Source organism: Streptomyces hygroscopicus (assembly GCF_026168105.1).
Classification (GTDB): Bacteria; Actinomycetota; Actinomycetes; order Streptomycetales; family Streptomycetaceae; genus Streptomyces; species Streptomyces hygroscopicus_D.
The window spans coordinates 37,789-47,661 of record NZ_LBMW01000055.1 but is presented as its reverse complement, the minus strand read 5'-3'; the positions used below and the strand labels follow the sequence as shown (position 1 = coordinate 47,661).

Sequence of the window (9,873 nt, the reverse complement as noted above, 5' to 3'; positions counted from 1 at the left end):
CGGCCGACGCCTGCGGCGCCGCGGGAGCCGCAGGAGCGGCAGGCGCCGCGGCGGCGGGAGCGGCCTGGGTCGGCGTGGTGGTCTCTGCGGCCCCCGCGGCCGCAGTACCCGCCGGAGCCGAGGAGGCAGCCGCCCCCGGCTTGTAGTCGGCGAAGAAGTCCCACCAGGCGCGGTCTACCGAATTCGGGTCCTGGAGGTACTGCTGATAGATCTCGTCGACGAGCCACTCGTTCGGACCGAACGCAGCTGCGGGGTTCTTCCCGGCTTGGTCGTCGGTCGAGATGCTCGAGTTACTGGGGGACTGTGGCGACACGGCGGCAACCGCCCTCTTCCGCTTCACAAGGTGATTGGACAGCGGGAATAAAGGCTACGCCTCCCCGGCGGTGAAGGTCAGGTCGGGCCGGTTCATCGTCGCGTAAGTCACATCGGAGGGCGTGTTTCGGGGGTGGAAATGGCGGGAAACAAGCGAGGTTCCGTTGTGAAAGGGGTACGACGGCCACGACCCGGCGCGGGGGATGCGCGGGCCTCTGCCTGATCACACGTGTCCACCGGTGCGGACACGCATGGATCTTGTTGCTCCGCTTCGAACTTTACGTCAACTCGACAGGGATGGCTCTCCCGGAAGGGTGACCTGGATCCGGCAGCCGCGCGCGGATTCGGCCACGCCGATCCGGCCACCGTGCAGGTCCACCGCCCACCGGGCGATCGCCAGGCCCAGACCGGTTCCGCCGTCGCTGCCCGGCCCGTGCGGCGCGCTCACGGCGCCGCGGTTGAACCGCTCGAAGACCCGGTGCCACTCCGACTGGGGGATGCCCGGGCCCTCGTCCAGCACCTCGAGCTCCAGGGACTCCGCGGCGGTACCGCGCCGGGCCTTCACGGTGACCCGCCCGTGCGGCGGGCTGTGCTTGACCGCGTTGTCGATCAGATTGGCGACGACCTGGTGGATGCGCTCCGGGTCCGCGTGTGCGGTCAGCTCCGGCGGGGAGACGTCCAGGTGCAGATGGACGTCCGTGCGCGTGTGGCTGCCGGAGCCGGAGGCGATGCCCGCGCGCGCGGTGGACACCATCTGGGCCTCCTTGAGGACGCCCGAGAGGTACGGCCACACCTCGAAGCGGCGCTTCTTCAGCGGGACCACGCCGTTGTCCAGGCGGGAGAGGTCCAGCAGGGTCTCCACCAGACGCCCGAGGCGCTCCGTCTGCTTCAGCGCCGTGCGCATGGTCTCGGGGTCGGCCTCCGTGACGCCGTCCACGATGTTCTCCAGCACGGCGCGCAGGCCCGCGATGGGCGTGCGCAGCTCGTGCGAGACGTTCGCCACCAGCTCCTTGCGCTGATGGTCCTGGGCCGCCAGTTCGTCGGCCATCAAGTTGATCGTGTGGGCCAGGTCACCCAGCTCGTCCCGGCGGTTGTCCCGCACCCGGCGGGTGTAGTCGCCGTGCGATATGGACCGGGCCACCGTGTTCATCTCGTCCAGCGGGGCGGTGAGCGAATGGGCCACGAACTGCGTTATCAACAGTGTGGCAATCATCGAGAAGACCGTGATGAAGCGCAGTTCCGTCGCGGTGCGCACCGCGATCATCAGCAGACCCGTGGTGATCAGCACCGAGATGATGACCAGCGCACCCAGCTTGGTCTTGATCGAGAACGGGCGTACGCCGCCCCAGGGCTCCCCGGGACCTCTGCGTGGGGCCTGCCCGCCGCTCATGGCGTCGGGGTCTCCAGCGCGTAGCCGACGCCGTGCACGGTACGGATGCGCTCCGCGCCGATCTTCCGCCGAAGGGCCTTGATATGGCTGTCCACGGTGCGCGTGCCGGACGCGTCCGCCCAGTCCCACACCTCCGCGAGCAGCTGCTCGCGCGAGAGCACGGCGCGCGGTGTGTTCGCCAGGCAGACGAGCAGATCGAACTCGGTGGGCGTCAGATGGACGTCCTCGCTGCGCACCCGCACCCGGCGCTGTGCGTGGTCGATCTCCAGTTCACCGAGGCGCAGGATGCCGCTGCGGGGCGTCGCGGCCGCCAGCGCGGCCCGCTCCACCCGGCGCAGCAGCACGTGCACCCGGGCCGCCAGCTCGCGCATGGAGAACGGCTTGGTCATGTAGTCGTCGGCGCCGACGCCGAGCCCGACCAGCATGTCCGTCTCGTCGTCCCGCGCGGTGAGCATCAGCACCGGCACCGGGCGCTGCGCCTGCACGCGACGGCAGACCTCCAGGCCGTCGAAGCCCGGCAGCATGATGTCGAGGATCAGCAGGTCCGGCTGCCAGGCCTCGGCCGTGTCGACGGCCGCCGGTCCGTCGCCAGCCGTTTGCACGAGGAATCCCTCGGCTCGCAGGCGGGCGGCGATGGCGTCGACGATCGTCTGGTCGTCCTCGACCACCAGAACCCGCCGCTGAGCGCCCGGGGTCGCCGTCGTGCCGTTGTGCGAGGTGTGTGTCTGCTCCATCGCCCGCCCCTGGGGTTGCTTTCCGGAATCCGTGGGGTGATCCCATGACTGCGTTTGACGCTTGAATGATCCGCGCCAGGGAAGCAGGGTACGGGGAGTTACCGCCGGTCGGCTATCCAGGTCCGACCGCGAGGTGCACGACGTCGGGAACGCCCCGGGCAACGGGCACCTCTTCGGTACGCACCCTCTGGAACCCGGCATTCCGGAGGGTTCCTTCAAATTCCGGAGAGGGCTGCGCCGACCATAGCGCGAGCACTCCACCGGGCCTCAACACCCTTGCGCAGCTTGCGAGTCCGGCCGCCGAGTACAGGCTGTCGTTGTCCTCCGTGACGGTCCAGCCAGGTCCGTTGTCGATGTCGAGGCACAGCGCGTCGTACGTGTCCGATGTCTCATTGACGTGCACGACGAGGTCGGCTGCGAGGATGCGGGTCCGCGGGTCGGCGAGCGCGTCCGCGGACAGCGCGGACAGGGGGCCGTCGAGGTGCCAGTCGATGACGGCCTGCTCCCGTTCCACGACGGTGATGCGGCCCCAGCGCGTGTTCACCGCGGCGTGCGCCAGCGAGAAGCCGACGCCCAGTCCGCCGATCAGCACACTCGGCTCCGGGCGCCCGTCCAGAGCGTCGTACGCGGCGTCGACGAGCAGCCGCTCCGAGCGACCGTCGGAGGTGTCCATCAGGAAGCAGCCGTTGGCGATGATCTGCAGCAGTTCACCGTGGCGCCGCAGGACGACCTCGCCGTGCGGGCCCTCGCGACGGTCCAGGACCTCGGGGGTGCCGTGAGTGTCGTACGGATGAGGCATGGACCACATTCTGATGACGAACCGCGCCATGGACGAAGGGTTTTCGCCGGGGGCAAACGTTCGGCCCGGGTGGCACGAGTCGTTACCATCCCCTCACGCCCCGACCCCCGGACGCGCCCAACACCTAGGAAGTTGCTGTGAATCGCGTCTCCCGGGGCGTCGGTCGTAGACAGCGCCCCCGCTCGCAGCGAAGGGTGGAACGTGACGGAAGGAGTGCCGCGCTTTGGAACGTACGGTCTCGGCGGCTGACGCCACGCTCACGGCCCCCGAGACGGGCGCGCCACTCCTGGACGGCATGCCCCGCCAGCGCACGGTGGCCGCCCGTCCCGTCCCGGCCGCCCTCGTCGCCCCGGCCCCCGCGTGCAGGACCGGCCCGCCGCCCTGGCTGCTGCTGCCGACCCCGACGGGCACGCCGTTCACCTTCGGGTACGCCGTCCTCCTCACCCTGACGTCGCTGTTCGCCGACTTCGCCGATCCGTCGCTCCTGCAGGCCCTGTACCAGGGGTCCAGCACCGATGTGGTGCACCTGGCGAGCAGCCCGGTGCTGGTGCTGGTCGCCAGCGCGCTGTGGATCGCGGGCGGGCTGATGTCGTCGTACTCGCTCGTCTTCCTGGTGGTGCTCACGGCGCTGGAGCGACGGATAGGCGGCGCGCGCACGGCCGGTGTCTTCCTGCTCGGCCATGTGCTCGCGACCCTGGCCACCGAGATCCCGGTCGGCCTCGCGGTGCTCGCGGGTGATCTGCCCGACGCCTCCCTGCACCGACTCGACTACGGGATCAGCTTCGGCGTCGCCGCGAGCCTCGGCGCGCTGGCGGGTCTGCTGCGGCCCTGGCTGCGCTGGATGACGCTCATCGTGTTCGGCGGGCTCCTGCTCCAGGACCTGGTCGCGTACCTGGACCCGCTGAGCAACTGGGGCCATCTGCTGTCCCTGGCCATCGGCATCGGGACATGGCCGCTGGTACGGCGCTGGCAGCGGACCGGCTCCGAGGTGCCGACAGCCGCGTAACTGCGGTCGTCCGCGGCGCGGTTGGGTCAGGGGTGCGTACGGCGTCGTCGTGGCCGCCGCCCGGAAGCGCGGAAGGCCTCCTCGTCCTCGTCCTCGTCCTTTCCTCGTCCTCGTCCGTGTCGTGTCGTGGACGACCTTCTCGTCCGCACTCGTGCGCGCCGCCGGGCGGTCGGCCGGTCGGGCTTCGGCCCGGGAAGTCCCGGGCCCTTCGGAGTGTTGGGTCGGCAAGGAAGTCGGCAAGGGAGTCGGCAACGGAGTCGGCAACGGTGCGGACGGCGGGCTGCCCGTGCAATACGGCTCATCGCCGCTCACCGACATCTCGCCAACACCCCCGCGTGTGATCGCTCAGAGCGAACGCATCGCGGGGAACAATCGCTTCTCCCCAGGCATTGAGTCGATGTAGCTCAACTTGACTGCCGAAGGGGAGATCATGGCTTCGACGTCCACACCGCTCAGCCTGCCCGTGCTGCCGCTCGACGGCGAGGTCGTGCTGCCGGGGATGGTGGTTCCTCTGGACCTGAGCGACTCCGAGGTGCGCGCTGCGGTGGAGGCTGCCCAGGCCGCCGCCCGGTCGGAGCCCGGCAAGCCCAGGGTTCTTCTGGTGCCGCGCATCGACGGGACCTACGCGAGCACTGCTGTGCTCGGCACGGTCGAGCAGGTCGGCCGGCTGGCCGACGGTGACCCGGGCGCCCTGATCCGCGGCCGCGGCCGCGTCAGGATCGGCGCCGGGACCACGGGCCCGGGCGCGGCGCTGTGGGTCGAGGGCACGAGGATCGACGAGAGCGTTCCCGATCCGCTGCCCGGCCATGTCGCCGAACTCGTCAAGGAGTACAAGGCGCTCGCCACCAGCTGGCTGAGGAAGCGCGGCGCGTGGCAGGTCGTGGACCGCGTCCAGGCGATCGAAGACGTGTCCGCGCTCGCCGACAACTCCGGCTACTCGCCCTTCCTGACCACCGAGCAGAAGGTCGAGCTCCTGGAGACCGCCGACCCGGTGGCCCGGCTGAAGCTCGCCACCCAGCAGCTGCGCAACCACCTCGCCGAGCAGGACGTCGCCGAGTCCATCGCCAAGGACGTCCAGGAGGGCGTCGACAAGCAGCAGCGCGAGTTCCTGCTGCGCCGTCAGCTGGAAGCCGTCCGCAAGGAGCTGCGTCAGCTGAACGGCGACACCAAGGAGGGCGAGGAGTCCGACGACTACCGGGCCCGCGTCGAGGCCGCGGACCTGCCCGAGAAGGTGCGCGAGGCCGCCCTCAAGGAGGTCGACAAGCTGGAGCGGTCGAGCGACCAGTCGCCCGAGGGGTCCTGGATCCGCACCTGGCTCGACACCGTGCTCGAGCTGCCGTGGAACGAACGCACCGAGGACGCCTACGACATTCGCGGCGCCAAGGCCGTCCTCGACGCCGAGCACGCGGGTCTCGAGGACGTCAAGGAGCGGATCACCGAATACCTGGCGGTGCGCAAGCGGCGCGCCGACCGGGGCCTGGGCGTGGTCGGCGGGCGGCGCGGCGGTGCCGTGCTCGCGCTCGTCGGGCCGCCGGGCGTGGGCAAGACGAGCCTCGGCGAGTCCGTCGCGCACGCCATGGGGCGGAAGTTCGTCCGGGTCGCGCTCGGCGGTGTCCGCGACGAGGCCGAGATCCGCGGCCACCGGCGTACGTACGTCGGCGCGCTGCCCGGCCGGATCGTCCGTGCCGTCAAGGAGGCCGGTTCGATGAACCCGGTCGTCCTGCTCGACGAGATCGACAAGGTGGGCTCGGACTTCCGGGGCGACCCGGCCGCGGCCCTGCTGGAGGTCCTCGACCCGGCCCAGAACCACACCTTCCGGGACCACTACCTGGAGGTCGAACTCGACCTGTCCGACGTCGTGTTCCTGGCGACGGCGAACGTCCTGGAAGCCATCCCAGAGGCCCTGCTCGACCGTATGGAGCTGGTCCGCCTGGACGGCTACACCGAGGACGAGAAGGTCGTCATCGCCCGCGACCACCTGCTTCCGCGGCAGCTGGAGCGCGCGGGGCTGGCCGGGGACGAGGTCACGCTCGACGAGAGCGCGCTGCGCAAGCTCGCCGGGGAGTACACGCGGGAGGCGGGCGTACGGAATCTGGAGCGGCAGATCGCGCGTCTGCTCCGCAAGGTTGCGGCCCAGCACGAACTGGACGAGAAGGAGCTGCCGTTCACCGTGCGGGACGAGGACCTGCGCGGGCTGATCGGGCGTCCGCACCATGTGCCCGAGTCCGCCCAGGACCCGGCCGAGCGGCGTACGGCCGTCCCCGGTGTGGCGACCGGTCTCGCGGTCACCGGCGCCGGTGGTGACGTCCTGTACGTGGAGGCGTCGCTCGCGGACCCGGAGACGGGCGCGGCGGGTCTGACCCTCACCGGTCAGCTCGGCGACGTGATGAAGGAGTCGGCGCAGATCGCGCTGAGCTTCCTGCGCTCCCACGGCGCAGAACTGGAGCTGCCCGTCGGCGACCTCAAGGACCGCGGCGTGCACATCCACTTCCCGGCGGGCGCGGTCCCGAAGGACGGCCCGAGCGCGGGCATCACGATGACGACCGCGCTTGCCTCGCTCCTGTCGGGCCGTCTGGTCTGTACGGACGTGGCGATGACGGGAGAGGTCTCGCTGACCGGCCGCGTCCTGCCCATCGGCGGGGTGAAGCAGAAGCTGCTGGCCGCCCACCGGGCGGGCGTGACGACCGTCATCATCCCCAAGCGCAACGAGCCGGACCTCGACGACGTGCCCGCCGAGGTGCTGGACAGGCTGGACGTCCACGCCGTCACGGACGTCCGCCAGGTCCTGGAGCTGGCACTCGCGCCGGCCGTGAACGGCGCGGCGCCGGAGGTTCCGGCGGCGGCGTGACGGACGCTGCCGGATGAGGGGAGGCCCGGGTTCCGTGAGGGAGGCCCGGGCCTTCGCCTTGCGTCACGCGAGCACCCACGTCACCTAAGCACCCACGTCACCTAAGCACCCACGTCACCTAAGCACCCACGTCATGTGAGCACCGCGTCACATGAGCACCCGCGTCACGCGTCGGTGAGCGGGCACTAGCCGTTCGCCAATGCCTGCACCCGGTCGAGCGCGCCGTTGAACTTGTCGTGGTCCCCGACCGTCGGACCGGACGACGTGTACTGCCACATCGTGTAGTAGCCCCAGCCGGCCGGCAGCGTTCCGGGGTCGGCGGCGTACCGTGCGATCCACAGGGGGCTGGCGGAGGCGAAGCCGCCGTAGTTGCCGGTGCACTGGGTCCACCAGCTGCTGGCCGTGTAGATCACAGCGTCCCGTCCGGTGCGCGCCCGGTAGGTGTTCAGGAAGTCGGTGATCCAGCCGACCATTGCGCTCCGGGACCTGCCGTAGCAGGCGGCCCCGTACGGGTTCCACTCGATGTCCAGCGCGCCCGGCAGCGTCCTGCCGTCGCGGGACCAGCCGCCGCCGTGGTCGACGAAGTAGTTGGCCTGTGTGGCTCCGCTCGTGGTGTCCGGGGTCGCGAAGTGATACGCGCCGCGGATCATCCCGACGTTGTACGGGCCGTTGTACTGCTGGGCGAAGTAGGGGTTGGTGTAGTACGTCCCTTCGGTCGCCTTCGTGTAGGCCCATCTGACCCCGCTGCCCCACAGGGTCGACCAGGCGACGTTGCCCTGGTAGCCGGCGACGTCCACGCCTTCCGTCTGCGTGGCGAGGGTGCCGGCCGGCGTGCCGTGCCGGCCGTCGTGCGCGAGGACGCCCATGCCCATGTAGGCGGTGCCGCGGACGGGCGTGCCCACGGCGCGGGCCGGGAGGGTGAACAGGAGGGAGAACGCGACGAGCAGGATTCCGGCCGCGAACAGACGCGGGCGCCGGACCGATTCGGGTCTGTGCACGGGCATACGTGCCTCCGAAAGGCTCGGTGGAGCTCCGGGGAGCTCGGTGGGGGGATCGCTCGGACACGCCCGTGCCGGGTGTGGGGGGTGCGGGAGACTGTCGGCTCCGTGGATGGCGTGGGCATGCCAGTGGTTGCCTGAAAAGGAAGCTACGCACGTAGAACGAGGCTGGGAAGGGGGGCCGGGGGCTGCCGTTGGTCTACGCCTGCGAAATACTGGCGGAGCTGCGGCAAATGGCGAGGTTTGGCAGAAACTTTCAGGATCGGGAAACCGGGTCAGGGGTGCTGACGTGCACGAGGGCGAAAACGGCGAGGAGCGTTCGGTCGAATCCGGCGCACCCGGAAATGGTATGAACCAGTCCGGGAGGGTGCCGAGCAGTGCCGCAGGGGAGGCCGCGCCCGCGGGCGGCGCGAATCAGGAGTTCCTGTCGCTGGAACGGGAGCTGACCGTGTTCCTGCGGCGCGCCCGCGCCAGCCAGGGCGAGATGGCCCGTGAGGTCCACCCGGACCTGGAGTCCGCCGCGTACGGCCTCCTCGTCCGGCTCGACGAGTGCGGCCGGCAGCGCGCCACGGAGCTCGCCTCCTACATCGGCGTCGGCAAGGCCACCATGTCCCGCCAGCTGCGCGCCCTGGAAGAACTCGGCCTGGTCGCCCGGGAACCCGACCCGGCCGACGGCCGCGCCTGGCTCGTCCACCTCACCGAGGAGGGCCGCGGCCGCGTCGGCCGCGTCCGTGACGCCCGCCGCAACCGCTATGTGAGCCAGCTCGCCCACTGGGACCCGCGCGAGGTCGCGGAACTGGCCCGGTTGCTGCACCAGTTGAACCGGGGCATGGAGAAGTAGCGGTACGGCCGCCCGCCCCGCCCTCACGGCTCCACGTAGGCCACCGTCGCGTCGTCGTGCGTTTTGCTGCGGCCCAGGAAGATCCGCTCCTCACGGTCGGCGCTCTCCAGCACCCGTACGCGCTCCACCAGTGCGGCCGCCCCCTCCTTGCGCACGAACGTGAACAGGTCCGTCCAGTCGCCCTGGCGGAACTTCTCCGTCCAGCGCGTCGCGCCGTCCGTCAGGGCGACGAGGGTGCGCACCGCCGAGCGTGGCAGTTCGCCCGTGACCGCGCGTGCCGCCACCGACGGGTCCGCCGCCGCCGTGAAGAAGCCGCCCTCCTTGTTGCGCACCGTCGTGTCCGCGATCGCGTCCGTCGCCAGGCTCGCGCGCGGAATCCGCGCGAGGCGGTCGTCCAGGAGGGCGCTGACCGCGCCGTCGGGGGCCTCGGCCAGGAGGACGGAGTCCGAGAGGACCAGATACTCCACGGCGGCCTCGGACCAGCGGGCGAGGACCACGGTGGCCTGCGGGGTGCGCGGGTGAGAAAGGTCACAGGTAGTCGCGTGCGCGTCGGCGGTGTGAAGGATGGCGCGGGAAAGGGCCTCCGGCAGCGACAGATCCTGGCGGGAAACCGACAGTTCGGTCAGCGCGCCGCCGAGCCGGGCGCAGAACCAGGGGACCGAGTGAAGACAGCCGTCGTCACCTGGGGGCGGAGTCACTCCGTCCAGGACGACCAGTGCCCCTCCCTGTCCTGAAGCAGGAAGGGCGAGCGCGGCGAAGTCCTCGTTGGGGCGAGCCGGATCCCCCGGTTCGGAAATCAGTTCAGTGCGCATTCGGCCAGTCTGCACGACCCCTTCACAAGGTCCACGAAAGGCTGGCAACGGTTGCCGAATCGGTGCGACAGGCCAGGTCAGGCGCCTGATTTGACCTGGAATGCTGGGTTCCGATGAGGCGTGGTGGCGAATA

At 70.6% G+C, this 9,873-nt stretch carries 9 protein-coding genes; 3 read left to right on the top strand and 6 right to left on the bottom strand.

What is annotated here, in order from left to right; genetic code table 11:
• The 4 genes from AAW14_RS33795 to AAW14_RS33780 form a co-directional block, all read right to left on the bottom strand.
• Window positions 1-313 (bottom strand): 2-oxoglutarate dehydrogenase E1 subunit family protein (locus AAW14_RS33795; protein WP_265568258.1); only part of this gene is annotated, 313 nt, incomplete at its 3' end.
• Between the two features lie 282 nt (window positions 314-595).
• Entirely contained in the window at window positions 596-1,702 is a 1,107-nt protein-coding gene (locus AAW14_RS33790; protein WP_265568254.1) for a HAMP domain-containing sensor histidine kinase, read from the bottom strand.
• Window positions 1,699-2,436, bottom strand: a complete 738-nt coding sequence (locus AAW14_RS33785) for a response regulator transcription factor (RefSeq protein ID WP_265568253.1) — start codon at window positions 2,434-2,436, stop codon at window positions 1,699-1,701. The genes AAW14_RS33790 and AAW14_RS33785 overlap by 4 nt, the downstream gene beginning before the upstream one ends.
• Window positions 2,437-2,548: 112 nt before the next feature.
• A complete protein-coding gene (locus AAW14_RS33780; protein ID WP_265568252.1) occupies window positions 2,549-3,235 on the bottom strand; it encodes a spermidine synthase in 687 nt (228 codons plus the stop codon).
• Between the two features lie 223 nt (window positions 3,236-3,458).
• Between AAW14_RS33780 and AAW14_RS33775 the strand changes: the two genes are divergently transcribed.
• The gene (locus AAW14_RS33775; protein ID WP_265568251.1) at window positions 3,459-4,241 is read left to right on the top strand and encodes a rhomboid-like protein; all 783 of its coding nucleotides are present in this window, start codon (window positions 3,459-3,461) and stop codon (window positions 4,239-4,241) included.
• Window positions 4,242-4,671: 430 nt separating this feature from the next.
• Window positions 4,672-7,089, top strand: coding sequence for an endopeptidase La (gene lon / locus AAW14_RS33770; RefSeq protein ID WP_265568250.1), 2,418 nt, complete (start codon window positions 4,672-4,674; stop codon window positions 7,087-7,089).
• A gap of 185 nt (window positions 7,090-7,274) precedes the next feature.
• Here the strand turns inward: lon and AAW14_RS33765 are convergent, their stop codons facing one another.
• Window positions 7,275-8,093: a lysozyme gene (locus tag AAW14_RS33765; protein ID WP_265568249.1), complete on the bottom strand. Its 819-nt coding sequence runs from the start codon at window positions 8,091-8,093 to the stop codon at window positions 7,275-7,277.
• 283 nt (window positions 8,094-8,376) lie between these two features.
• On the opposite strand from AAW14_RS33765, the gene AAW14_RS33760 reads away from it, so the two are divergent.
• Complete coding sequence (locus AAW14_RS33760) at window positions 8,377-8,928, top strand: MarR family winged helix-turn-helix transcriptional regulator (protein WP_416223418.1); 552 nt, start codon at window positions 8,377-8,379, stop codon at window positions 8,926-8,928.
• Window positions 8,929-8,951: 23 nt separating this feature from the next.
• Here AAW14_RS33760 and AAW14_RS33755 read toward each other — a convergent pair whose 3' ends face one another.
• Window positions 8,952-9,740 carry a protein phosphatase 2C domain-containing protein gene (locus tag AAW14_RS33755; RefSeq protein WP_265568247.1) on the bottom strand — a complete coding sequence of 263 codons (789 nt, stop codon included), beginning with the start codon at window positions 9,738-9,740 and terminating at the stop codon, window positions 8,952-8,954.
• Window positions 9,741-9,873: the final 133 nt, after the last annotated feature.

Excerpts from the sequence above, each read along its gene's own strand:
- lon (WP_265568250.1), top strand. The coding sequence starts at position 4,672 with ATGGCTTCGACGTCCACACCGCTCAGCCTGCCCGTGCTGCCGCTCGAC.
- AAW14_RS33785 (WP_265568253.1), bottom strand. The coding sequence starts at position 2,436 with ATGGAGCAGACACACACCTCGCACAACGGCACGACGGCGACCCCGGGC.
- AAW14_RS33755 (WP_265568247.1), bottom strand. The coding sequence starts at position 9,740 with ATGCGCACTGAACTGATTTCCGAACCGGGGGATCCGGCTCGCCCCAAC.
- AAW14_RS33780 (WP_265568252.1), bottom strand. The coding sequence starts at position 3,235 with ATGCCTCATCCGTACGACACTCACGGCACCCCCGAGGTCCTGGACCGT.
- AAW14_RS33765 (WP_265568249.1), bottom strand. The coding sequence starts at position 8,093 with ATGCCCGTGCACAGACCCGAATCGGTCCGGCGCCCGCGTCTGTTCGCG.
- AAW14_RS33790 (WP_265568254.1), bottom strand. The coding sequence starts at position 1,702 with ATGAGCGGCGGGCAGGCCCCACGCAGAGGTCCCGGGGAGCCCTGGGGC.